The sequence below is a fragment of the Diaminobutyricibacter sp. McL0608 genome, from assembly GCF_039613825.1.
Lineage (GTDB): Bacteria > Actinomycetota > Actinomycetes > Actinomycetales > Microbacteriaceae > Diaminobutyricibacter.
On sequence record NZ_CP154826.1, the window covers coordinates 2,905,955 to 2,928,400 of the forward strand.

The following is a 22,446-nucleotide window of genomic DNA, read 5'->3' on the forward strand; positions in this document are numbered from 1 at the left end:
AGCGTACTGAACGGCACGGGCGGCGAGGCACGAGAACGGCGTGCGGGCGGCGGTACTTTAGACAGTGTTCAGGCTCACGGCACCGTTCGTTAACCTGTTCTGGACATCATGAGTCCGGGGCCAAAGGGCTCCGGCATCTGCGCGCGCTCGCGCCAGGAAGGACCAGGAGACCGATGCGTGAAGTATTCCAGCAGGAGTTGCGTGAAGTTCAGGATCGCCTCGTCGAGATCGCTGAGCTCGTCGTCGTCTCCATCAAGAATGCGACGCAGGCGTTCAATGATTCCGACGTGACGCTCGCCGAGACGGTGATCGCCGACGATTCGAAGATCGATGAGCTGACCGTGATCCTCGACGAGCTCTCGATCCAGATCCTCGCTCGCCAGCAGCCGGTCGCGCGCGACCTCCGTATCGTCGTCAGCGCACTGCGCATCAGCGCGTCACTCGAGCGGATGGGGGACATGTCCGAGCACATCGCCCAGCTCGCTCGGTACCGCTTCCCTGACAAGGTCGTACCGAAGAGCCTGCGCGGCACGTTCGCAGAGATGGGCCGGCTCGACGTCGTCATCGCCGAGAAGCTCGCCGAGCTCCTCCGCACCCAGGACCTGGAACTCGCCGACGAGATCCGCAATGAGGACGATCGCATCGACGAGCTGCACGTGAGCGTTTTCGACAAGGTTCTCGGCGAGACCTGGAAGGGTCAGGCCGTCGACACGGTGGATGCGACTCTCGCCTCCCGCTATCACGAGCGATTCGCCGACCACGCCGTGTCGATCGCCAAGAAGGTGCACTACCTGGGCACCGGCGACTGGGCCCCCGAATTGGCCAGCTGACCCCGCCGGGCTCCGCGGATCCGCGTTAGGGGTCCACTTGACCCGAGGACGTGGGTATCGACGTCGGACTCGTCCGCCGCGATAATCCGAATATGACCGACGGACCACGCGTGCTGCCCTCCGCCGGGTGGTTTCAGGATCCTCATCCGCAACCGCAGTTCCGCTGGTGGGACGGTCACGCCTGGACAGACTACGTGGTGCGCCCTTCGGACGCCCCTGCCGCCGTCTCCGCTGCCGCCGGGCAGGCGCACGCTGCACCCGGCAGGCCCGGCGACCGGAAATGGCTGGGCAGATGGGGCGGACTCATCATCATCGCCGGATGCCTCGGGATCTGGTTGTGGATGTTCGGAACCAGCCTCGCCCTGCACGCGATCAACTCTCACGCCTCGGACTCGGGCGAGCATCTGAGCTCGCTTCCGTCGATGCTGATGATCACCGGAAGCTGCGCGGTGGCCGCCGCCTTCCTCTACACGATGGCATACCGGCTCCAGCCGTTCGATCGCCTTCGGCCCTCATTCCTCGTTCTGGCAGCGGTCGTCGGCGGCGGCGCGGCAACACTCGTCGCCGGTCCGGTCAACGGCGTTGTGAGCATCCTGACCGGGTCCGCGAGCGTGCGAACCAGTTCGGCCGCACTCGCGACCGCCGGACTGGTCGAGGAATTCCTCAAGATCGCGCTAGTGATCGCCCTCGCCTGGCGCCTCCCGGTGAAGAACGCGCGGACCGGCCTCTTCGTCGGTGGGGCCGTCGGTTTCGGGTTCAGTGCCTTCGAGAACATGGACTACCTGCAGCTCGCGAACGACCTCGGCCAGCCGCACGGAACGTCGCTGCTCCAGGTGATCGTGACGGTCGTCATCCGGGAGTTCACGGGACCGTTCCTGCACCCGTTGTTCACCGCACTTCTTGCATCCGCTCTCTTCGCCGCTTCACGGAATGGGCGTTTCCGGGTGACGATCGGGGTCGTCGGCGCCTACCTCGGCGTCGCCGCCGCGCACGGACTCTACGATTCGGCGGGCACCATCACGGCGTTGATCACTCCGAATCGCGTCGCCTCGGGTGCGCTCGCGTTTCTCCTCTGCGTGCTCGTGATGCTGGCCACCGGCTTCGTCTGGCTGCATGTCGCACGGCGGGCGCGAGCATCCGCTTTCGCGAGGGCGGCAGCGGGTGGGACGCAAGTCGGTGATCCCGGAACACTGACCTCAGCGGCATAGCCGATCGCCTAAGCTCCAGCGCGCTAAGCTCCAGCGCGTTACTTGCGCCCTTGCGCGGCAACCGCGGCAGCACCGGCCGCCGCCGCCTCGGGGTCGAGGTATTCGCCCGGAGCGAGCGGTGCGAAGTTCTCGTCGAGCCTGTACACGAGCGGGATGCCGGTCGGGATGTTCAACTCGGCGATGTCTTCGTCGGAAATCCCGTCAAGGTGCTTGACGAGTGCACGCAGCGAGTTGCCGTGCGCCGTGACGAGGACGGTCTTGCCCGTGGCGACCTCGGCCGTGATGTCCGACTCCCAGTAGGGCAGCATGCGATCGATGACGTCTTTGAGGCATTCCGTGCGCGGCAGGTCGTCACCCAGTCCCGCGTACCTGGGGTCGTTCGCCTGTGACCACTCGCTGTCGTCGGAGAGCACCGGCGGAGGCACGTCGAACGACCGGCGCCACAGCTGGAACTGCTCAGGACCGTACTTCTCGAGGGTCTCGGCCTTGTCGAGGCCCTGGAGGGCACCATAGTGGCGTTCGTTGAGCCGCCAGGATCGTTTCACGTCGATCCAGAGCCGGTCTGCGACCTCGAGCGCGTAGTTCGCGGTCTGGATGGCCCGCGTCAGCACCGAGGTGAACAGGACGTCGGGAAGAAGTCCCGATTCTGCGAGCAGTTCGCCGGCACGCTTGGCCTCGGCGATGCCCTGTTCACTCAGCCGGACGTCGACCCAGCCGGTGAAGAGGTTCTTCTGGTTCCACTCGCTCTGACCGTGGCGAAGGAGGATCAAGGTGTATGGCGCAGACATGCTTCTAATCTACCGGCGCCGAAGATCGGCGCGAACCGGCCTGCAACGGGCCGACACGCGCCAGGATGCGGCCGCGGATGCGCGACACTGGATGCATGGCGACGCGCGGACCGATCGGAACGGTCACCCGCGGCACGACCAACACGAACCGCCTTCGACGCGTCGATCGCTGGATAGCGACCCTTCCCGCCCTGCGTCGGACTCACGACCCGCTCGTCATCGATCTCGGCTACGGAGCCAGCGGGGTGACCGCGTTCGAGCTGCAGCAGCGGCTCGCGCACACGCGACAGGATGTGGAGGTGCTGGGTCTCGAAATCGAGCCGGGTCGGGTGCGCACCGCCCTCGCGCAGTTGGCAGAGGTGCGTGACGGCGCGACTCCCTTCTCGTCGGATGCCCGGGTCGGTTTCGCGCTCGGAGGGTTCGAAGTGCCTGTTCCCGGCGACCGCCGCCCGGCCGTCATCCGGGCTTTCAACGTGCTCCGCCAGTACGACGAGGCGGAGGTCGTCGGCGCGTGGCACCGGATGGTGGGCCGGCTTCAGCCCGGCGGCGTGCTCGTGGAGGGCACCTGCGACGAGATCGGCCGCGTCTCCAGCTGGGTCGATGTCGGCGAGAGCGGGCCGGCTCACCTGACCATCTCGCTGCGGCTCGACGGACTCGCGGCGCCATCCATCGTCGCTGAGCGCCTCCCCAAGGTGCTCATCCATCGCAACATCGCCGGCGAGCACGTCCACGACCTGCTGGCCGAACTCGACCGGCAGTGGCGTCACGCGTCACCGCTTGCCACCTACGGCCCCACGCAGCGCTGGATCGCGTCCGTCGAAGCCATGCGGGATGCCGGCTGGCCGGTCCGCGCGGGCCGCACACGCTGGAAGCTGGGCGAGATGACCGTCGACTGGTCGGCGGTCGAACCGCGCGGGTTCGCCTGGAGTTAGCGCGGCGGGCGCGTGACGGCGCCGAGCCGTGGCAGGCGCGGAACGTGCGCTTCGGCCCCGGCGCCGGGTGGCACCACGATGACCTGAGCGGCCGCCAACGTCAGTTCGTCCGCCTCGACCAGCAGCGTCGCATCCGGATCCGTCGACCGTTTGACCACGGCCAACGCGATCGGACCGAGCTCGTGGTGCAGCGCACTCGAGGTGACCAGACCCACCGCGCGCCGTTCCCCGGCGACCTCGATGGAGACGACGCTTCCGCGCGCGGGCAGCACACCCTCGGATCCGTCGAGGTGCAGCATCACGAGCCGGCGGGGCGGGTGCCCGAGGTTGTGGACCTTCGCCACGGTCTCCTGGCCGCGATAGCACCCCTTGGTGAGGTGGACGGCGGTGCGCAGCCAGTCCAGTTCGTGCGGAATGGTCTTCTCGTCCACTTCCGTCGCGAATCGCGGTCGCCAGGCGGCGATCCTCAGTGCCTCGACGGCGAGGAGCCCGGCGACGCCGAACTCGCCGTTGCCGACCCTCGCCACGACGGACCGCAGTGCCTCCCGCGGGATCAGCGTCTCGCTCCAGGTCCAGCCCGACCCGGGGTGCTCGCCGACCGCATACTGGTGCCCGCCCGGAGCTACCTCGCGCCACGGGTCGTTCCAGACGAGCGGAATCCCGTTCGGCGCAGCGATGGGCAGCGCCGGCGTGCCGAGGGAGCCGATCGTCGCGAGTTCGGCTGTGTGGTCCGCGAGCTCGACCCGGAGCATGAAACGCATGCTCTGCAGCCACGCGAGCAGCCCATCCGCCTCATCGTGTTCGACGAGGAGCCACAGGGTCTCACCGTCCTCGATGAGCCGCACGGCGTATTCGAGGCGCCCCGTCGCGTCGAGGAGCAGGGTCTCCGAGGACTCCCCCGCGGCCAGCCCGAGCAGGCTCTGGCTGGTGATCGAGTTCAGCCAGCTCAGCCGGTCGGGGCCGGTGATCGAGAGCACCGCCCGATTCGACAGGTCGACGATGGCGCGACCGGCCTCGAGCTCGCGCTGTTCGACCACAGGATTGCCATAGTGTGCGGCGACCCCGGCATCGCGACCTGTCGAGTCGACTGCGCCGGGAAGTTCCAGAAACGGGGATGCGTTCGTCACCGCTCTCACTCCGCCTTCGCCAGGCGCCCGGACGCATGCGAGGCGAGCTCTTGCCCGAGAGCTGCGATGTCCCATGCCCAGAGGAGATGGTTCTCCACCAGCCCGTAGAGCCGGGTGGCAGCCGCGTAATCCTTGGCGGACGCGGTGCGCATCACAGCATCCGTCGCCAGATCGATGCGCGGACCCTTCACCTGGCCCAGATAGATCTCGCTCACTCCGTCAGGATGGACGATGGCCACCTCGATATCGAACCCTCCCGCCGAGTTGCGGAGTGCTTCGACGGATTGCGCCGTCGTGAACGGCCTGGTGCCGACCCCTGGCAGCATCGCAGGGCCGGGATCGCCCTCGATGAGCAGCCGGCCGAGACGCCAGTATCCGGTCTCCGCCACGAGTGGCGTGCGATCGTCGTCGATGAGCCAGGAATAGGAGTTGTAGTTCAGATACGGCAGGCCGTCGTGACTGAAGCTGATGCGCTGCCCGAACTCCAGCTGCACGTGTTCGTCTCCGGCGGTGTAGTCGAGAACACCGGAACCCTCCCAGACTCCGATGAGCCAGGAGAGCGGAACGAGTTCGGCCGGAAGGTCGGTGGGGATCTCGATCATCGCTGAAGACCTCGTCGCGTCTAGCGCTGACCCCGGAAGAGGTTGTAGACGACCACGACGGAGACGCCGGCTATCGCGAGGGTGGCCAGCCCGAGAAGGCCGACGAAAAGGAGTTCGAGGGTCACCAGCATGATTCGAGTCTAACGGTTCCGGCTCACCTGACCGCCGCCACCAGCGCGAGCACGGCGCCGGCGAGTCCGAGGATGACGAACGCCCCGACGACACTCGCGGCCAGCCTGTCGACGAACCCCTCCTTCTGCTGGGTCGCGAGCTGCGCGATGAGCGCGCCGATCACGCATCCGGCGAGCGCGAGCGCCAGCCAGGACGCATACGCGTGCGGGTCGGAGACGACTCCGATCACCACAGCGAAGACGACCGCCGCTCCCCAGATCGTCAGGAGGCTCGTCCAGCGCAGCGCCGGGGGCAGGTTCTCGGACTCGCTCACGCTCCTATTCTGCCCCCGGACCGGGCGAAGCGGGCGCACACGACTCCGCTAGGATTGCCGCACAGCACGTACAGGAGGTCTGGGTGGCGCAGTTGTTGATCCTCACCTCTGCGCCCGACGCGGAGGTGCTGCCGTCGCTTGCGCTCCTCAGCCATCGCACGCGGCAGATTCCCGCCGAGCCCGCCGCGCTTGTGAACGCTCCCAGTTGCGACCTGATCTTCGTCGACGCGCGTCGCGACCTGGCGAGTGCGAAATCCCTGTGCAAGATCTTGACGACGACCGGCATCAACGTGCCGCTCCTGCTCGTCCTGACTGAAGGCGGTCTCACCGCGGTGAGCGCCGACTGGGGCGTCAACGACGTCGTGCTCGAGAGCGCGGGACCGGCAGAAGTGGATGCGCGCGTCCGCCTCGCCATCGGCCGCCAGACGCAGGAGCACTCGCAGACCAAGATCCAGGCCTCCGGCGTCACCATCGACGAAGCGAGCTACTCGGCGAAGGCGCACGGGCGGCAACTGGACCTGACGTTCAAGGAATTCGAACTGCTCCGCTTCTTCGCAACGCATCCCTCCCGGGTCTTCACACGGGAGCAGCTGCTCAGCGAAGTCTGGGGTTACGACTACTTCGGCGGGACTCGCACCGTCGACGTGCACGTCCGGCGGTTGCGCGCCAAACTCGGCGACCTCGAATCGCTGATCGGCACCGTGCGGAACGTGGGGTACCGGTTCAACGTGTACGAAGAGGACAATGAGCGACTCCCTACGCCTCTCCGTCCCTGACCTGGCCGACCCCAACGAGTCCACCGGGTTCTTCCGGGTTGCGGATGCTGCCATCGATGTCGACGGCTACGACCCGTTCAACGAACAGGCCCGTCTCGACGTCCAGTCCGGCCGCCGCACCCCCATCGTGGCGACTGTCTGGTCGGAGGCCGAGCACACCCGGCCGATCGGCGCGGCCATCGTGGGCCGTGGCGAACTCGACCTCGTGATCGATCCGCTGTTCCGTGGCAAAGGCTACGGCTCCGTCGCGCTCCGCGGGCTTCTCGCGACAGCCCGCGGCAATCTCACTGCGTGGTCCCACGGCGACCATCCCGCGGCGCGCGTTCTGGCCGATCATCACGGGTTCCTGCCCGTGCGCCGGCTGCTCCAGCTGCGATCCGGGGTGCTGAAATCCGTGGCCGACGGTGCGGGCGCATCCGGCACACGGCCGCATGACGGCGTGACGATCGGGCCGTTCCGCCACGGCGACGAAGCCGAGTGGGTCGAGCTGAACGCCCGGATCTTCGAATCTTATCCGGAGCAGGGAAGGCTGACCGTCGACGATCTGCGGGCCCGGCAGGCCGAGCCCTGGTATGAGGCGGGGGACTTCCTCGTCGCCAGGGACGCTCACGGACGCATCGTCGGCTACGACTGGGTCAAGGCCGAACCGGATGCGGCCGATGGCGAGATCTACGTGCTCGGTGTGGATCCGGTGCACGCCGGCAAGGGGACCGGGAAGGCCCTGCTCCTGGCGGGACTCGAACGACTCGCCCAGCGTGGACGTACCACCGCCACCGTCTCGGTCGAGGGCGACGACCCGTCGGCGGTGCGTCTTTACCATCAGCTCGGGTTCACCGAACACACCGTAGACGTCCAGTACCGGCGCCGGATCGACGCAGACGGAGCGTTTTCCACACATTAACCTCGCGCGGCACCACGGGTTGCGCTCCGGTGCAATGATGTTGGAATGGACGGCGAGAACATCCTCCTCGATACAGGGCTCGGCAGCGACTTCGACGACGACTTCGCGCCCTTTGTTTACGAGCCCGACCCGAGCCTGCCCGAAGACCGGTATCTCGACCGTGAACTCAGTTGGCTCGCGTTCAACCAGCGTGTTCTCGAACTCGCCGAAGATCCCGACCTCCCCGTTCTCGAGCGAGCGAACTTCCTGGCGATCTTCGCAAGCAACCTCGACGAGTTCTTCATGGTGCGCGTCGCCGGGCTGAAACGGCGCATCCTCACCGGGCTCGCCGTGCCGACCAACGTCGGGCGGGCCCCGCAGGATGTGCTCGCCGACATCTCCGAGAAGGCGCACGAACTCCAGGCCAGGCACGCCGCGTGCTACGCGGAGCTCGTGCTTCCTGCGCTCGAGGAGTCCGGCATCACCGTCGTGAACTGGGATTCCCTCGACGCAGCAGACAAAGTGCAGATGCGCGATGTCTTCTCCCAGCAGATCTTCCCGGTGCTGACGCCTCTCGCCGTCGACCCCGCGCACCCGTTCCCGTACATCTCGGGGCTCTCACTCAACCTGTCCGTGCGCGTTCGCAATTCCCGCACGGGCAAGGAGCAGTTCGCGCGCCTCAAGGTGCCGCAGATGCTGCCGCGATTCGTGCGCATCGACCAGCGCGAGAGCGTCGACCAGCTGAGGTTCATCCCCCTCGAAGACCTGATCGCCAATCACCTCGGCGATCTCTTCCCCGGCATGGAGATCCTCGACCACCACATCTTCCGGGTCACCCGCAACGAAGACGTCGAGGTCGACGAAGACGAGACCGAGAACCTCATCCAGGCGCTCGAGAAAGAACTCCTGCGACGCCGGTTCGGCCCGCCCATCCGCCTCGAGGTCACCGACGACATGGACCCGGTCACTCTCGGCCTGCTGGTGCGCGAGCTCGACGTCACCGAGCAGGAGGTGTACCGCCTCCCGTTCCCGCTCGACCTTGGCGGCCTCTTCGATCTTGCGAAGATCGACCGCCCCGACCTGCACTATCCGAACCACGTGCCGACGACGGCCCCGCAGCTCATGCCGCGCGAGCCCAACGCGCAGCCCGACGTCTTCGCGTCTGTGGCGCGGCAGGACATCCTTCTCCACCATCCGTACGAATCGTTCGCGACGAGCGTCCAGGCGTTCCTCGAGCAAGCGGCGGCCGACCCGCACGTGCTGGCGATCAAGCAGACGCTGTACCGCACGTCCGGCGACAGCCCCATCGTCGAAGCGCTCATCGACGCGGCCGAGTCCGGCAAGCAGGTGCTCGCCCTCGTCGAGATCAAAGCCCGGTTCGACGAACAGAACAACATCTCGTGGGCGCGCAAGCTCGAGAAAGCCGGAGTGCACGTGGTCTACGGGCTGGTCGGGCTGAAGACGCACTGCAAGCTGGCGCTAGTCGTGCGCCAGGAGAAAGGCATGCTGAAGCACTACAGCCACATCGGCACGGGCAACTACAACCCGAAGACGAGCCGCATCTATGAAGACCTCGGGCTGCTGACGGCCGATGACCAGGTCGGAAAAGACCTCACCCGTCTCTTCAACGAGCTCTCCGGCTACGCGATCGAGAAGAAGTTCAAGCGGCTGCTCGTCGCACCGCTCCACCTGCGCAAGGGGCTCCTGAAGCGGATCCAGGTCGAGACGGAGAACGCGATCGCCGGCAAGCAGTCTGGCATCCGCATCAAGCTGAACTCCGTCGTCGACGAAGCGATCATCGACGCGCTCTACCGGGCGAGCGAGGCAGGCGTTCCGGTCGACCTCTGGGTCCGCGGCATCTGCGGGCTCCGGCCCGGCGAACCCGGTCTGTCATCGAACATCCGCGTGCGATCCGTTCTGGGCCGGTACCTCGAGCATTCCCGCATCTTCTCGTTCCTCAACGACGGCGACCCGCAGGTCTACATCGGCAGTGCAGACATGATGCACCGCAACCTCGACCGCCGTGTCGAAGCGCTCGTCAGGCTCACCGACCCATCGCATCTGGCCGAACTCGACGCACTCTTCAACCGCGCCTTCGACGAACGCACCTCGGCGTGGACCCTCGATTCCGAAGGTGTGTGGACTCGGCACCACCTCGACGAGCACGGCGAACCGCTCGAAGACCTCCAGAACAAGCTCATGCAGCAGATCGCCCATCGGCCACGCGTGGGGTCGAGGCGGTGACGGCAGCGATCTATGCTGCGGGGGCCGTCTGCTGGCGCGTCGTCGACGGCAGGACGATGATCCTCGTCGTCCACCGAACGAAGTACGGTGACGTGACCATCCCCAAGGGCAAGGTAGACCCCGGAGAGACACTTCCCCAGACGGCGGTGCGTGAGATCCACGAGGAGACAGGACTCGCCGTCGCCCTGGGCGTACCGCTCGGCGTATCGACGTATCCCCTCTCCAGCGGCCGCGACAAGATCGTCCACTACTGGGCGGCCGAAGTCAGCGATGCGGCGATCGCGCGATCGACGTTCGTGCCCAACGGCGAGATCGCCGCTCTGGAATGGGTGACCATCAAGAAGGCGCGCACCTACCTCACCTACGAGCGCGACGTCGAGATCCTCGACACGTTCGCGAAGCTGCTCGCCGAAGGAGTCAGCACCACGTTCGCGCTCATCGCGTTGCGCCACGGCAAAGCCACTCCTCCCCAGACCTGGGACGGGCCGGACAGCACGCGGCCTCTGACCGAGCGGGGTGTCCACCAGGCCGCAAGCGATGCGCCGACCATCGAGGCCTGGCAGCCGCGCAAGATCGTGACCAGCCCCGCCGTGCGGTGCGTGGCGACCGTCGCGCCGCTCGCCGCATCCACCGGCATCGTCCCCAAGCACGAGAAACGCATCAGCCAGGACGCCTACGAGAACGGCGACGCCGATGTCCGGGACGTCGTCGGCAAGCGGGTGCGATCCCGCAAAAGCGCCGTTCTCTGCAGCCACGGACCTGTGCTGCCCGAGATTCTGCGCGAGATAGCGCTTGCGACGGGAACACTCCCCGGCTCCTACCTGAGCAGCGCCGCCGACCTCGAGACCGGCGGTTTCTCCGTCGTGCACCTCTCATCGACGAACCCCAGTTCCGGCATCATCGCGATCGAGACCTACTCGCCGGCAGTCTGAGAGACGAGCCGGCGGGTTCCCTTCCACCGCCAAGTACACACCGCTCGTTAACCTTCCGTTTACCACTACGGGGGACGCTCGTAAGGCACCGGGAATAGCGTCGCTGGCGGGTCAGCACCGACCCGCGTCCTGTCAATGATCCCCGGAAGGGACAACTGTGAAACTCAAGCGTTATGGCGCTCCTCTGGCCATCCTGGCCGCTGCCGCTATCTCCCTCACTGCGTGCGCGTCTAATGAAGGCGGCAGCACGGCGTCGACAACCTCCAAGGCACCCTCCAACCTGTCGGGCACGCTCAACGGCATCGGCTCCTCCGCCCAGGGCACTGCGCAGACCACCTGGATCGCAGGCTTCCAGACCGACAACCCGAAGGTCACCATCAACTACGACCCGCAGGGTTCGGGAGCCGGCCGCACCAGTTTCATCTCCGGCGCGGCCGACTTCGCCGGTTCCGACGCGTACCTCAAGGACACCGAGCTCGCGATGGACTTCAAGGGCTGCGCCGCCGGCACCAAGGGAATCGACCTCCCGGTCTACATCTCCCCGATCGCCATCGCCTACAACGTCGACGGTCTGACCGACCTCAAACTCGACGCCGACACGATCGCCGGAATCTTCAACGGCTCGATCAAGACCTGGAACGACCCGAAGATCGCCGCGCTCAACTCGGGCGCGACGCTTCCCTCGGCCGCGATCACCGTCGTGCACCGCTCGGACGACTCGGGCACCACGCAGAACTTCACCGACTACCTCTCGCAGAACGCACCGACGGTGTGGACGAAGCCGGTAAGCCAGACCTTCCCCTACACGGTCGGTGACGCCGCCAAGGGAACATCGGGTGTCGCCGACGCGACGAAGAACGCGAAGAACAGCATCACCTACATCGACGAGTCCGGCTCGGCCGGCCTCAGCATCGCGCAGCTCAAGGTGGGCGACGCGTTCAACAAGATCAGCGCAGCCGGAGCCGCTGACGTCGTCGCCAAGTCGCCGCTGGCGACCGGGCGTCCCGCCAACGACCTCGCCATCGCGATCGACCGCAAGAACACCGACCAGGGTGCCTGGCCGCTGGTGCTCGTCAGCTACCTCCTCACCTGCCAGCAGTACAGCGACTCGGCCAAGGCCGACCTCGTGAAGGCCTACGCAAGCTACGTCGTGAGCGACGCGGCACAGCAGGCAGCAGCACAGCAGGCCGGTTCCGCCCCGCTGGCGAAGGACCTCGCCACCAAGGTCAACACCTCGATCGCTACCATCAAGTAGCACCTCAGGCGTTCGGCCTGGACGCGCGAGTGTCCAGGCCGAACCGCTGGGCTTAACGGCCCCACACCCTCAGACCCGATGAGAGAAAGCCAGGAATGACCACCGGAACAGCAGGTGCCATCAGAGCCAAGGTCCGCCTTGGCGATCGCGTCTTCTCCACCAGCACCGTCGTCGCCGGATCAATCATCCTGGCCACGCTCGCCGCGGTCGCGATCTTCCTGATCATCCAGAGCATCCCGGCCATCACCGCACCCTCCGGAACCCTGCCGAACAACGCATCCAACTTCTGGGTGTACGTCTGGCCCCTCGTCTTCGGCACGATCTGGGCCGCCCTTCTCGCTCTCATCATCGCGACTCCCCTCTCCATCGGGATCGCGCTCTTCATCTCGCACTACGCACCGCGCCGAGTGGCACAGACGCTCGGCTACATCATCGACCTGCTGGCGGCCGTCCCCTCCGTCGTCTACGGCCTCTGGGGCATCGCCACTCTCGCGACCTTTGTGCAGCCCTTCTACGTCTGGCTGGGCACCTATGTCGGCTGGTTCCCACTCTTCGCACCGCCGGTCTCCGGTACCGGCCGCACCATCCTGACCGCATCCATCGTGCTCGCCGTCATGGTCATCCCGATCATGACGGCCATCTGTCGTGAGGTCTTCCTGCAGACCCCGCGCCTCCATGAGGAGGCCGCCCTGGCCCTCGGCGCCACGCGCTGGGAGATGGTCCGCATGGCCGTTCTTCCCTTCGCGCGCTCCGGCATCATCTCCGCCATCATGCTCGGCATGGGACGCGCACTCGGCGAGACCCTCGCGATCGCGATGGTGCTCTCGCCGGCCATCGTCGTGAAATTCGCTGTGCTCCAGGCGCAGAGCCCGAACACCATCGCGGCGAACATCGCACTGCAGTTCCCGGAGTCGACCGGCATCTCCACCAACGCACTCATCGCATCCGGTCTCGTGCTCTTCGTCGTCACGCTGCTGATCAACATGCTTGCGCGCTACATCGTCAATCGCCGCAAGGCCTTCTCCGGAGCGAACTGATGACCACTGCGACGCTCAACCGGCCCATGGCCAACTCCCTGACTGCGGGCAAGCTCCCCCGCGGGTCGACCTGGATGATCCTCGTCGGCAGCTGGGTGATCTTCGGCGCGATCTTCGCCATCCTCGCGGCGGCCGGTGTCACGAAGGACTTCAACATCGTCGGCGCTATCTTCTTCGGGACCGTGCTTTTCGATGTGGTGATCTACCTCACCTCCCTCCTCGTCGAAGGGGCACGCAAGGCCACCGACCGGCTCGTCACATCGCTGGTCGCAACCGCGTTCATCATCGCACTGCTCCCGCTCGTGTCGCTCGCGTGGACGGTCCTTGTCAACGGTCTCGCCCGCTTCGACGTCACCTTCTTCAGCGAGTCGATGCGCAATATCATCGGCGACGGCGGCGGTGCACTCCACGCGATCGTCGGCACGCTCATCGTGACCGCCCTGGCAGCGTTGATCTCAGTGCCGATCGGGTTGCTCACGTCGATCTACCTCGTCGAGTACGGTCGCGGCGCCCTCGCACGCGGCATCACCTTCTTCGTGGACGTGATGACTGGCATCCCGTCGATCGTCGCCGGTCTCTTCGCCTACGCGCTTTTCGCGCTCATCTTCGGCCCGGCCATCCGCAACGGTTTCATGGGCTCGATCGCCCTGTCCGTGCTCATGATCCCTGTCGTGGTGCGATCGAGCGAGGAGATCCTGCGCCTGGTCCCCAACGAACTCCGCGAAGCGTCCTACGCGCTCGGCGTTCCGAAGTGGCTGACCGTTCTCAAGATCGTCCTGCCCACGTCGATAGCCGGACTCACGACCGGCATCATGCTGGCCATCGCCCGCGTCATCGGTGAGACGGCGCCGCTCCTCATCGTCTGCGGTTTCACGACGAGCATGAACTACGACCCCTTCAGCGACCGGATGATGACCCTGCCCGTCTTCGTCTACACGCAGTACACGCAGGCTGCCGGTATCAACGCCCAGGCATCGATCGACCGGGCGTGGACCGGTGCACTCGCCCTCATCATCATCGTGATGCTGCTCAACCTCATCGCGCGCATCATCGCACGAGCTTTCGCCCCCAAGTACGGCCGCTGAGCGACCGCCCGACCAATAGGAACACAGTGTCCAAGCGCATCGAAGTCAACGACCTCAACGTCTACTACAGCAGCTTCCTCGCTGTCGAAGGCGTCTCCCTCACCATCGAACCTCGCACGGTGACCGCCTTCATCGGCCCGTCGGGTTGCGGCAAGTCGACCTTCCTCCGCACTCTCAACCGGATGCATGAGGTCATCCCAGGCGCACGTGTCGAAGGCGATGTCCTGATCGACGGCAACAACCTCTACGGCCCCGGGGTCGACCCGGTGCTCGTACGCCGCCAGGTCGGAATGGTCTTCCAGCGGCCGAACCCGTTCCCGACGATGTCGATCCGCGACAACGTCCTCGCCGGCGTGAAGCTCAACAACCGGCGGATGAGCAAGAGCGAGTCCGACGGCCTCGTCGAGGAGTCGCTCCGCGGTGCCAACCTGTGGAACGAGGTCAAGGACCGTCTTCACCTGCCCGGTTCGGGCCTTTCCGGTGGACAGCAGCAGCGTCTCTGCATCGCGCGGGCGATCGCGGTGTCCCCCGACGTGCTGCTCATGGACGAGCCCTGCTCCGCGCTCGACCCCATCTCGACGCTCGCCATCGAAGACCTCATCGAGGAGCTGAAGAACGACTACACGATCGTCATCGTGACCCACAACATGCAGCAGGCGTCACGCGTCTCCGACCGCACTGCGTTCTTCAACATCGCGGGCACAGGCAAGCCCGGCAAGCTCATCGAGTACAACGACACCAACATGATCTTCTCGAACCCGAGCGTTCAGGCCACCGAGGATTACGTCTCGGGCCGCTTCGGCTAGCCCGTCAGCGCGAGCTCGATGTGATGCGGTATCCGGTCCTCGGGTGCCGCATCAGCTTTGGATCGCGACGATCGGCTTCGTGGTCGGCTGCTTGGAGCCGCCCTTCGGCTCGACCGTGACACCAACGCTGTCGCCCGCGGACATCGTTCCCTCGAGTACTCGCCAGGTGGCGCCGTTGCCGCTCGGAGCCATCGTTCCCGCCGGCGTCGCCTCGCTTCCCCGGATGTACCAGAGCTCGTAGGTCTTGTCGTCGGGCAACTGCGGCAGCCCGGTTGTGACGAGTGCCGACTTGCCGAGATCCCCCGACCAGACGAGCGTCGCAGTGCCGCCTCCTACGACTGGACTCGTCGTGTGCTGGACATCGGCGGCCGAATTGATCTCGGCGAGCGACGCAGCCTGCTGGGCCTCGAATGAGTTGTTTCCCGAAATCGCACTGCCGACGAACACACCGCCGACGAAGAGCACCAGAGCCGCCGCGGCCGCTGCGGCGATCGCGATCGGCCGGGTGAACCAACGAGCACGCGCACGAGTCTCGGCCGGGTCGGGAGGCTCGATGGCCCGACTGTCCGCATCCACCTCGGGCACCGCATCCGATGCGTGCGCGCCTTCAACAGCCTCGGGGGCGAGCTGCGGCGTCGTCGCCAGCTTCGCCATGATGCCCGCCTTCAGCGCGGGCGGCGGCTCCACAGGCTCTGCGGCGAGGCCGAGCTGCGTCGCCACCTCCGCGAACTCTGCGGCCTCGTCGGGCGTCTCGGCGCCCATCCGGTAACCGCTGTGCAGGGGCGACCGGTCCTCGCGATCGGTCACGACGTCACCCCCAGCTCATCTCTCAGACGAATCATCCCATCGCGCAACCGTGTTTTCACTGTGCCGAGAGGGATGCCCAGCCTGTCTGCGATCTCCGTCTGGGTGAGGCCGCCATAGTAGGCGAGGCCGACCGCCTCGCGCTGCGATTCCGACAACCGCGCCATCGCTCCCATCACCCTTCGATGCTCGATCGTCACCTCGGCCGACTCGGCCACCTGATCGAACTCCTGCGGCAGGTCCCGGATGCCGATACGCACGTCACGTTCCCGGCTGGCCTGCGACGCGCGGATCCGGTCCACCGCACGACCGTGCGCGATCGTCATGATCCAGCCGATCGCCCGACCCTTATTCGGATCGAAACGCGTGGCGGATTGCCAGACCTCGAGAAAGACCTCCTGGGCGACCTCTTCGGATTGCGCCTGATCGACGACGAGCCGCCGGATCAGTCCGAGCACCCGCGGCGCCAGTCGATCGTAGAGTTCGCCGAAAGCGGCCTGGTCGCCGTTCGCGGTGCGCTCCAGGAGGTCGTCGATCGCGGGCTCGACGACGCTGTCGTCGGTGTCGCTCTCGCTTCCTGGTGGCACGTTCACCAGCATCGCAGGTCAGGTGGGCGATCGTCGTGCACACGCCCTGCGAACAGAAGAGGCCGGGCCGCAGAACGCCTCTCGGCGCGAGGCCGCTCGGAGCGGCGAATATTGGAGCCCGGGGTTACTGCGGCCCGGCCGACAACAAGTTTACCCGAGCCGCCGGGTCGGAAAAGGCCTGTGGTGTTCGCGACGAGTGAACTATTCGAGCGATTCGTGGCGCCAGAGCCGCGCGCAGCTGGTCAGCTCCTCGGCGGTCTTCGTGAACCGGAGTGCGCGGGTCGTGAGTTCGCTTGCACGCACCGGCTCCGTCGCATCCAGATCGTCGGCGACGCTCGTGCATCCGGCCGCCGTGACTCTGCAGAACGCTGCCGCGCGCTCGAGCGCCACAGCGAAATCGCCTTCGAACACACCACGGAGGATGCGATCGGCAAGTTCGATGATCTCGGCGGGGCCGGTGGGCATGGATGCTCCGGCCACCACGGGATCGATGGTCGCGATCACTTCAGTGCCCCGCTGGAACAGGAAGGCCGTGCCTTCTGGATCCTGCCGGATGAGCAGGCGGATCAGGTAGATGCGCCAGAGTGCGCCCGGCAGGCTCTTCGGGTTGGCCCGGGCCCAGAGCTCCGCGATGGCGTCGATGCCGTTCTCATCGGTGAACGTGACGAGACGGTCGAGGACCTCCGGATCCGGGTCGTTGCGCACCCGGGCGAGAAGCGCGTTCGCTGTCTCGTGGGCGACCCGGCTGATGTGGGCCGGATCTTCGCCTCCCTTGAAGGACTCGAACTTGCTCCCCGAGAACTTGGTCGGCTTGTGGAATTCTTCACCCATACGGTCGTGCCCTCCTTCGAAACCGTGGCTGTCGCGCGCGTGCGCAAGTGGTTCCAAATCCACGGTAGATTAGTTCGGTACGGGCCTGTAGCTCAGTTGGTAGAGCATCGGCTTTTAATCCGCGGGTCGTGGGTTCGAGCCCCACCGGGCCCACCCTTACAATCACTGGGATCCCAGCCATCGGCGGTCGAATCAGGCGTTCGGGTTTTGGGATTTGCCCGTTACTTTGTTGGTGGCCCCTCGGGGTGGGACTCTGAGGGGTAGTGGCCTGCTGCGTCCGGCATGACGTATTTGCCCTGTCGAGCGATGATCCTTTGTGTGTTGTCACCGGGCGTGGCTGGTCGTGAGTGATCGCTGATAAGGACCCGGCCGAAGTGTTGAGAAGGCCATCCGTAACGTGGCTGCCGAGACTTACGATCGTGGGCTGCTGTCGAAGAGGACGGAGCGGTCATGATCGAGAGTCACGATGCGGTTGATGTGTTCGTTGGCGTTGATGTTGGCAAGTCCGCGCACCATGCTGTCGCGTTGGCGCGGGACGGCAGCGTGCTGCTGGATCGTGGCCTGCCGAACGATGAGGCGCAGTTGCGGGAGATCATTGGCGAGCTGAAACGGGTGGGCATCGTGCTGTTCGTGGTGGATCAGCCGGCGACGATCGGGCGTTGCCGGTCGCCGTCGCCCAGGCCGAGGGTGTGCTGGTGGGGTATCTGCCAGGGTTGGCGATGCGGCGGATCGCGGACCTGCATGCCGGGCACGCGAAGACCGATCCGCGGGACGCGTTCATCATCGCTCAGGCCGCGCGGACGCTGCCGCACGCGCTGCGCTCGATTAGCGTCGAGGCGGAATCGGTTGCCGAGCTTGGGATGCTCTGCGGGTTCGACGATGACATTCTCAAGCAGATCAACCAGACGGCCAACCGGCTCCGCGGCCTGCTCACCCAGATCCACCCTGCCTTGGAGCCGGTGCTCGGGCCGCGACTGGATCATCCGGCCGTGCTCGAGCTGCTGCAACGCTATCCCTCCCCAGATGCGTTGCGACACGCAGGGCAGACGCGGATCGGGAACGTCCTGGTGAAACGGGCGCCGAAGATCGGACGCGACCTCGCCAGCCAGATCATGGTCGCGTTGAAGGAACAGACCGTGGTCGTGGCCGGGACCGGCGCCGCCGGGCTGGTGATTCCTCGGCTCGCGGAACAGTTGGCCACCCTGCGGCGGCAAAGGACTGAGATCGGCACCGAGGTCGAACGTCTCGTGGAGGCGCACCCTCTTCACCAGGTCCTGACCAGCATGCCCGGAGTCGGGGTCGGGACCTGCGCCAGACTCCTCGCCGAGATCTCCGGCCGTCATTTCGACACCGCGGCCCACCTCGCCGCCTACGCCGGGCTCGCGTGCAATTCTGCGTGCGTGAGGTACGGACGCTTCTTAGGACGGATACGGGGCAGCCGGATGCCGTCTGCCGGATTACGCCTCAGACGCCCATCACGAACCGCATACTTCAGAATCATCGAGAACACACGATGGTACGAACGAACAGTCCGCGCGCCGACTCGGCTGTTCTCCTCCGAGATCCACGACTGGGTATCGGCGTGCGTGATGCCGTTCAGTGGCGTCGATCCCCACTGTGGTTCAGCCGCCCGCGCGTGATCGAGACGTAACCCTGCAAGGTGCTGGGCTTGACCTGCACGAGCGAGACGATCCACCGCTCGCTCCAGGTCCCGAACGTGACACCGGCATGCGAGGCCGGCACATAGTCCCCTCGAGCCTTAGCCAGTTCGAGCGAGGCGAGGTAAAGCTCGGCCTCACGCTTCGTCCTGAACCCTCGCTTGTCTGTCTGCTGGCGCCCTGGCGTTCGGTACCGCACTTGATAGCGCCGCCCCGTGGCCGTGTCGCACGCGCTGATGCTTCCCATTGAGCTCACCTCGTCGCTGAGTATCCAACCGCGCGCCGACATTCGACCGGCGCGAGAGGAACCGGTGCGACCCCGGCCCTCACTTACAAGTTGTGATCTCGGCCTCGATTCGGCGCGCAGAACACAACATTGCGAGGAATGACACAGTTCTTCGTCCGCCCCAAACGGCTGAGGATGGCGCGTTGGGCGACCGTGTCAAGGGCGCTATGCGTCGCTCCGCGATGCAGCGGAGCTGCACCCTTGACGCGGTCGTTCAACCTGCGAACATACCTTGGGTGCGGCGGACGAAGGGAATCGAGCTCCGGCGAGGCTCTGATGGGGCGAGAAACCGTGAAACGCAAAGACGTATCTAAGGCGGGCGTCGCCCGCGAGGTTCTGTGGTCGCGAACTGGCGGGACCCCACGCACGGAAGCGGATCCCTCAGCGCGCGCGCTGCCGCAAGCGCTTGCCAGAAAAGGCAACGTCACCATCGGCCAAAAGCCGCCCGTCGACGAACACCAGCGCACACGCGTCTTCATGTCGCCAGGCAAGCCGTTGGAGATGTGGATGGACGCCGTGATGGAGCGCAGCGTCCGCGACGTCGACTGGCCCAACCTCAGCCGAGATCAGGTCATCGAGCACGTCGCTGACCTCCACACGAACCTCACTCGCGGATCAGGTTCGTGATGCGGCTCGTCGAGCAGCGCCGCTCGGCCTCGTCGGTCACCACGATCGGCCCTCGCCGCCCTGCTGCGGCGAGGTAGTTCGCATGCATCGAGCCGACTCGCCCAGAACGCAACAGGCGCCGCTGATCGCCGCCCTGAGCGCAATCGCCGGAGTGCACAGAGTTTAACTCGTCGATGAGGACGACCTGGAGTAGCGGTCCGCCCTGCAGAGCGGGCCGCAGGCTCAGGACCGGGGGCAGGGCGCAGGCTCAGGACGCAGGCTGAGCGAAGTGCAGGAGGAGCAGCTGCGGACGGCCGGAGACCGCGCGCGTCGCCTCGGGCACGTATGCCATCAGAGACCATGGCCACGCCGGCCAGTCGCCGATCTCGGTGCTCGGCCTCGGCAGCGGCGAGTCGTCCCAGTGGAGGGCCGGCTCCTCGCAGCCGCGCAACTCGAGTCTCGCGGCGAGCGCGGCCCGAAGATAGTCGCCGAGGGGATGCCGGAATGCCGGGGCGAGGCGGCGCTCGCCGTCGGGTCCTAGACCCTTGATGCCCGAGCCGATCGTGGTGAGCTCGCGATGCACGTCTGAGATGAGGAGCGCGCCACCCGGGCGCAGCACGCGGGCGAACTCGGCGAACACCGGGCCGAGATCGCTCACGTGGACGAGCGCGAGCGCGCACACGACCACATCGACCGATCGGTCGGCGAGAGGCAGTCGATCGACTGATCCCAGGTGGAAGTCGCCCTCCGGGACACGCTCTCGGGCCAGCTCGAGCATGCCCGGTGACCCGTCGACGCCGATCACGGTGTGGCCGAGGTCCGCGAGAATCCGCGCGAATCGCCCTGTGCCGCACGCGGCATCCAGGGCGACGCCGACCTCGCGGTGCGCCAGCCATTCGGTGATGACCGGCTCGTCGATCGCGAAGAGGCCACCGCCCGCATTCGCGTCGTAGGCGGGCGCCTGCTGCTGATAGGTGACGTCAGCGGCCACGCGCTCCGCGAGCACCCCGCGATTCTGGAGTTTCCCGTCGGCGAGCAATCGGCGGATCTCGGCGACCCGGTCTTCGACGAAGGCTTGATCGTGGTCACCGGCCCATGCGTCGAGCAGAGCGGACCCTTCGATGCCGAGCAGATACGCAAGAGGGTCCTGATAGATCACGATCAAGGAGCGTAGCCAGCGCCACGCGCGCAGATCAAGGCACGGCTACTTCCTTCGGGCACCCGTTCAGGGAGATCAAAGGCCGCAGCGCACGCATGTTCCTCGACCACGGGCTCGAGCAGACCAACTACCAGGCCGACTACTCGGCCGTCGACGCCGAGCGCTGGGCCGTCGCCAGCGCGCAGTCCTTCCACCCTGGCCTCCGGCCCGCCGAAGGCCCGCTCGAATACACGGGTGCTCCGCGAGCTCTTCAAGGAAGTCATAGTCGACCGCCCGCAGACGGCCGACGAGAACACGGCCGAGAGCGCCCAGAATGCCGCTCTCAACGCGTCATGGGCGGCTGCGCATCCTCCAGCGCCGACGCACCGTGCGCCGATGCACCCCGTGCTTGCGCGCGAGCTCCCGCATCGAGAGCCCCTCGACCCTCGCATCACGGCGAATCTGCGCGAACAGCTCCAACCTGACCGACCTCATCCCAGGCCCTCCCCGTCATCAACAACACCGACGGGACCACGCTCAGGTGGGTGCAAATAACACCGACACAGCCACCCCGGCGAGTCAGCAACTGGGGCCACTCAACTCCGACAAGTGGGGCCGTTCAACGCTGACACAGCCAGACACTATCGTCGGGGCGCCAGGGCGCCCGATAGCCGGTCGGTCACCGCTCTTCACGCTCGAGCTTCACGAGCGTGGTGCCCTCCCGCACGGCGATGTACGTTTACCCCGTACGGTGACCATGCGCGGTGAGCGGGGGATAACTGCAACCGTCATTCCCGTCTCGTACCCCTTAGGTTGCGAGACGTCTGGGCGGGGCGCGACGACTTACACTTCGGCGTCTCGAGGGGCCGAGCTTCGTAGTCCGTCCAGGTAGCCGCGCCGCTGTCGACTCTTACAATTCGTCGACGAGCCGACCGGGGCCGCACACCTCGACCTGGGTATTGCGTCGCCGGAAAGACGCGATCCCAAAAGCCAACAAGATAAGACAGGGAGCCAAAAGGCCTAAGGCTGAAATGAAGCAGAAAGCCAAGGAGCAAGGACAAGCCGTCGAGAACACTCAATGGACGACTGAATCCAAGCAGCCGGCTAAGTGCAATGCACGCAGGCACTTTGAAGTGGACCGCTCCCCCAGCCCAGTGAATAACAGGGGTCGCGTGTAAACCTGGTTGCATGGCAAATCGGGGGATTTCGAGCCAGGCCGGGCGACGCGAAGCATCTTATGCACGGCAGCGTCAGGCGCACGATGCCGCCGCGATCCGACACTCTGAAGACCGCGAGCGCGAAGCCGCACAGCGGCGCGCCGCCGACGCGTTGTTGAAGCTTGAGGCCAAATGGGGCACTCGCGGCGACGCCCTCAAGCGACTGACCCAGGTCTCACGGACCCTCAGTCGACTCCGGGACGAGCAGGACACCGCACTTCTCGAGAGGGACGACCTCATCGCTCACCTCCGAGAGGTGGGCGAGAGCTGGAACGCCCTCGCCGCACGAACGGGCTTGAGCCGGCAAGCACTCAACAAACGAAACCCTCGCGCGGAACGAGCGGACGAGCATTAGCATCCCTTCCCCGCATC

The 22,446-nt window shown here is 66.1% G+C and carries 23 protein-coding genes, 1 tRNA gene and 1 pseudogene; 15 read left to right on the top strand and 10 right to left on the bottom strand.

The window, feature by feature from the left end; genetic code table 11:
- Positions 1-173 precede the first annotated feature (173 nt).
- Both phoU and AAYO93_RS13880 read left to right on the top strand, forming a co-directional pair.
- Positions 174-830: a phosphate signaling complex protein PhoU gene (gene phoU / locus AAYO93_RS13875; protein ID WP_345761766.1), complete on the top strand. Its 657-nt coding sequence runs from the start codon at positions 174-176 to the stop codon at positions 828-830.
- Positions 831-922: 92 nt separating this feature from the next.
- Positions 923-2,038, top strand: a complete 1,116-nt coding sequence (locus AAYO93_RS13880; protein ID WP_345761767.1) for a PrsW family glutamic-type intramembrane protease — start codon at positions 923-925, stop codon at positions 2,036-2,038.
- A gap of 38 nt (positions 2,039-2,076) precedes the next feature.
- Here the strand turns inward: AAYO93_RS13880 and AAYO93_RS13885 are convergent, their stop codons facing one another.
- Positions 2,077-2,826: a phosphoglyceromutase gene (locus tag AAYO93_RS13885; RefSeq protein WP_345761768.1), complete on the bottom strand. Its 750-nt coding sequence runs from the start codon at positions 2,824-2,826 to the stop codon at positions 2,077-2,079.
- A gap of 95 nt (positions 2,827-2,921) precedes the next feature.
- On the opposite strand from AAYO93_RS13885, the gene AAYO93_RS13890 reads away from it, so the two are divergent.
- The gene (locus tag AAYO93_RS13890; protein WP_345761769.1) at positions 2,922-3,758 is read left to right on the top strand and encodes a class I SAM-dependent methyltransferase; all 837 of its coding nucleotides are present in this window, start codon (positions 2,922-2,924) and stop codon (positions 3,756-3,758) included.
- Here AAYO93_RS13890 and AAYO93_RS13895 read toward each other — a convergent pair.
- The 3 genes from AAYO93_RS13895 to AAYO93_RS13905 all read right to left on the bottom strand — a co-directional run bounded on the left by AAYO93_RS13895 (position 3,755) and on the right by AAYO93_RS13905 (position 5,932).
- A complete protein-coding gene (locus AAYO93_RS13895) occupies positions 3,755-4,885 on the bottom strand; it encodes a YgfZ/GcvT domain-containing protein (RefSeq protein ID WP_345761770.1) in 1,131 nt (376 codons plus the stop codon). The genes AAYO93_RS13890 and AAYO93_RS13895 overlap by 4 nt on opposite strands.
- Before the next feature lie 5 nt (positions 4,886-4,890).
- Positions 4,891-5,487, bottom strand: a complete 597-nt coding sequence (locus AAYO93_RS13900) for an FABP family protein (RefSeq protein WP_345761771.1) — start codon at positions 5,485-5,487, stop codon at positions 4,891-4,893.
- 154 nt (positions 5,488-5,641) lie between these two features.
- Positions 5,642-5,932 (bottom strand): hypothetical protein, encoded by a 291-nt coding sequence (locus tag AAYO93_RS13905; protein WP_345761772.1) that lies wholly within the window; start codon positions 5,930-5,932, stop codon positions 5,642-5,644.
- A gap of 83 nt (positions 5,933-6,015) precedes the next feature.
- On the opposite strand from AAYO93_RS13905, the gene AAYO93_RS13910 reads away from it, so the two are divergent.
- The 8 genes from AAYO93_RS13910 (at position 6,016) to pstB (ending at position 14,947) form a co-directional block, all read left to right on the top strand.
- A complete protein-coding gene (locus AAYO93_RS13910; protein WP_345761773.1) occupies positions 6,016-6,708 on the top strand; it encodes a response regulator transcription factor in 693 nt (230 codons plus the stop codon).
- Positions 6,677-7,609 (top strand): mycothiol synthase, encoded by a 933-nt coding sequence (gene mshD / locus AAYO93_RS13915; protein ID WP_345761774.1) that lies wholly within the window; start codon positions 6,677-6,679, stop codon positions 7,607-7,609. Before AAYO93_RS13910 ends, mshD begins: the two co-directional genes overlap by 32 nt.
- A 45-nt stretch (positions 7,610-7,654) precedes the next feature.
- Complete coding sequence (locus AAYO93_RS13920) at positions 7,655-9,832, top strand: RNA degradosome polyphosphate kinase (protein WP_345761775.1); 2,178 nt, start codon at positions 7,655-7,657, stop codon at positions 9,830-9,832.
- Positions 9,829-10,764 (top strand): NUDIX hydrolase, encoded by a 936-nt coding sequence (locus AAYO93_RS13925; RefSeq protein ID WP_345761776.1) that lies wholly within the window; start codon positions 9,829-9,831, stop codon positions 10,762-10,764. The genes AAYO93_RS13920 and AAYO93_RS13925 overlap by 4 nt, the downstream gene beginning before the upstream one ends.
- Before the next feature lie 157 nt (positions 10,765-10,921).
- Positions 10,922-12,019, top strand: a complete 1,098-nt coding sequence (gene pstS, locus AAYO93_RS13930) for a phosphate ABC transporter substrate-binding protein PstS (protein WP_345761777.1) — start codon at positions 10,922-10,924, stop codon at positions 12,017-12,019.
- Positions 12,020-12,114: 95 nt separating this feature from the next.
- Positions 12,115-13,056 carry a phosphate ABC transporter permease subunit PstC gene (gene pstC / locus AAYO93_RS13935; RefSeq protein WP_345761778.1) on the top strand — a complete coding sequence of 314 codons (942 nt, stop codon included), beginning with the start codon at positions 12,115-12,117 and terminating at the stop codon, positions 13,054-13,056.
- Positions 13,056-14,141 carry a phosphate ABC transporter permease PstA gene (pstA, locus tag AAYO93_RS13940; RefSeq protein WP_345761779.1) on the top strand — a complete coding sequence of 362 codons (1,086 nt, stop codon included), beginning with the start codon at positions 13,056-13,058 and terminating at the stop codon, positions 14,139-14,141. Before pstC ends, pstA begins: the two co-directional genes overlap by 1 nt.
- A gap of 26 nt (positions 14,142-14,167) precedes the next feature.
- Complete coding sequence (pstB, locus tag AAYO93_RS13945) at positions 14,168-14,947, top strand: phosphate ABC transporter ATP-binding protein PstB (RefSeq protein WP_345761780.1); 780 nt, start codon at positions 14,168-14,170, stop codon at positions 14,945-14,947.
- A 51-nt stretch (positions 14,948-14,998) separates the two neighbouring features.
- Here pstB and AAYO93_RS13950 read toward each other — a convergent pair whose 3' ends face one another.
- From AAYO93_RS13950 to AAYO93_RS13960, 3 genes are all read right to left on the bottom strand, one after another.
- A complete protein-coding gene (locus AAYO93_RS13950) occupies positions 14,999-15,754 on the bottom strand; it encodes an anti-sigma factor (protein ID WP_345761781.1) in 756 nt (251 codons plus the stop codon).
- Positions 15,751-16,350 carry a sigma-70 family RNA polymerase sigma factor gene (locus tag AAYO93_RS13955; protein WP_434056638.1) on the bottom strand — a complete coding sequence of 200 codons (600 nt, stop codon included), beginning with the start codon at positions 16,348-16,350 and terminating at the stop codon, positions 15,751-15,753. Before AAYO93_RS13955 ends, AAYO93_RS13950 begins: the two co-directional genes overlap by 4 nt.
- A gap of 189 nt (positions 16,351-16,539) precedes the next feature.
- A complete protein-coding gene (locus tag AAYO93_RS13960; RefSeq protein ID WP_345761783.1) occupies positions 16,540-17,169 on the bottom strand; it encodes a DNA-directed RNA polymerase subunit beta in 630 nt (209 codons plus the stop codon).
- Between the two features lie 81 nt (positions 17,170-17,250).
- Here AAYO93_RS13960 and AAYO93_RS13965 point away from each other — a divergent pair.
- From AAYO93_RS13965 to AAYO93_RS13975, 3 genes and pseudogenes are all read left to right on the top strand, one after another.
- Positions 17,251-17,322 (top strand) — tRNA-OTHER (locus AAYO93_RS13965).
- 297 nt (positions 17,323-17,619) lie between these two features.
- Positions 17,620-18,056, top strand: a pseudogene (locus tag AAYO93_RS13970) (IS110 family transposase); the annotation flags it as partial.
- A 396-nt stretch (positions 18,057-18,452) separates the two neighbouring features.
- Positions 18,453-18,809, top strand: a complete 357-nt coding sequence (locus AAYO93_RS13975; protein ID WP_345764889.1) for a transposase — start codon at positions 18,453-18,455, stop codon at positions 18,807-18,809.
- On the opposite strand, the gene AAYO93_RS20205 is transcribed toward AAYO93_RS13975, so the two are convergent.
- On the bottom strand, positions 18,766-19,116 hold the full coding sequence (locus AAYO93_RS20205) for an Arm DNA-binding domain-containing protein (RefSeq protein WP_434056639.1): 351 nt from the start codon (positions 19,114-19,116) through the stop codon (positions 18,766-18,768). The two genes, AAYO93_RS13975 and AAYO93_RS20205, sit on opposite strands and share 44 nt — an antisense overlap.
- 288 nt (positions 19,117-19,404) lie before the next feature.
- On the opposite strand from AAYO93_RS20205, the gene AAYO93_RS13980 reads away from it, so the two are divergent.
- On the top strand, positions 19,405-19,740 hold the full coding sequence (locus AAYO93_RS13980; RefSeq protein WP_345761784.1) for a hypothetical protein: 336 nt from the start codon (positions 19,405-19,407) through the stop codon (positions 19,738-19,740).
- A 247-nt stretch (positions 19,741-19,987) separates the two neighbouring features.
- Here the strand turns inward: AAYO93_RS13980 and AAYO93_RS13985 are convergent, their stop codons facing one another.
- The gene (locus AAYO93_RS13985) at positions 19,988-20,878 is read right to left on the bottom strand and encodes a class I SAM-dependent methyltransferase (protein ID WP_345761785.1); all 891 of its coding nucleotides are present in this window, start codon (positions 20,876-20,878) and stop codon (positions 19,988-19,990) included.
- A gap of 330 nt (positions 20,879-21,208) precedes the next feature.
- The gene (locus AAYO93_RS13990; RefSeq protein ID WP_434056640.1) at positions 21,209-21,352 is read right to left on the bottom strand and encodes a helix-turn-helix domain-containing protein; all 144 of its coding nucleotides are present in this window, start codon (positions 21,350-21,352) and stop codon (positions 21,209-21,211) included.
- Between the last annotated feature and the right edge of the window lie 1,094 nt (positions 21,353-22,446).

Excerpts from the sequence above, each read along its gene's own strand:
- pstA (WP_345761779.1), top strand. The coding sequence starts at position 13,056 with ATGACCACTGCGACGCTCAACCGGCCCATGGCCAACTCCCTGACTGCG.
- AAYO93_RS13900 (WP_345761771.1), bottom strand. The coding sequence starts at position 5,487 with ATGATCGAGATCCCCACCGACCTTCCGGCCGAACTCGTTCCGCTCTCC.
- pstC (WP_345761778.1), top strand. The coding sequence starts at position 12,115 with ATGACCACCGGAACAGCAGGTGCCATCAGAGCCAAGGTCCGCCTTGGC.
- AAYO93_RS13920 (WP_345761775.1), top strand. The coding sequence starts at position 7,655 with ATGGACGGCGAGAACATCCTCCTCGATACAGGGCTCGGCAGCGACTTC.
- AAYO93_RS13885 (WP_345761768.1), bottom strand. The coding sequence starts at position 2,826 with ATGTCTGCGCCATACACCTTGATCCTCCTTCGCCACGGTCAGAGCGAG.
- AAYO93_RS13880 (WP_345761767.1), top strand. The coding sequence starts at position 923 with ATGACCGACGGACCACGCGTGCTGCCCTCCGCCGGGTGGTTTCAGGAT.
- AAYO93_RS13890 (WP_345761769.1), top strand. The coding sequence starts at position 2,922 with ATGGCGACGCGCGGACCGATCGGAACGGTCACCCGCGGCACGACCAAC.
- AAYO93_RS13955 (WP_434056638.1), bottom strand. The coding sequence starts at position 16,350 with ATGCTGGTGAACGTGCCACCAGGAAGCGAGAGCGACACCGACGACAGC.
- AAYO93_RS13975 (WP_345764889.1), top strand. The coding sequence starts at position 18,453 with ATGCCCGGAGTCGGGGTCGGGACCTGCGCCAGACTCCTCGCCGAGATC.
- AAYO93_RS20205 (WP_434056639.1), bottom strand. The coding sequence starts at position 19,116 with ATGTCGGCGCGCGGTTGGATACTCAGCGACGAGGTGAGCTCAATGGGA.
- AAYO93_RS13960 (WP_345761783.1), bottom strand. The coding sequence starts at position 17,169 with ATGGGTGAAGAATTCCACAAGCCGACCAAGTTCTCGGGGAGCAAGTTC.
- mshD (WP_345761774.1), top strand. The coding sequence starts at position 6,677 with ATGAGCGACTCCCTACGCCTCTCCGTCCCTGACCTGGCCGACCCCAAC.
- AAYO93_RS13990 (WP_434056640.1), bottom strand. The coding sequence starts at position 21,352 with ATGAGGTCGGTCAGGTTGGAGCTGTTCGCGCAGATTCGCCGTGATGCG.
- phoU (WP_345761766.1), top strand. The coding sequence starts at position 174 with ATGCGTGAAGTATTCCAGCAGGAGTTGCGTGAAGTTCAGGATCGCCTC.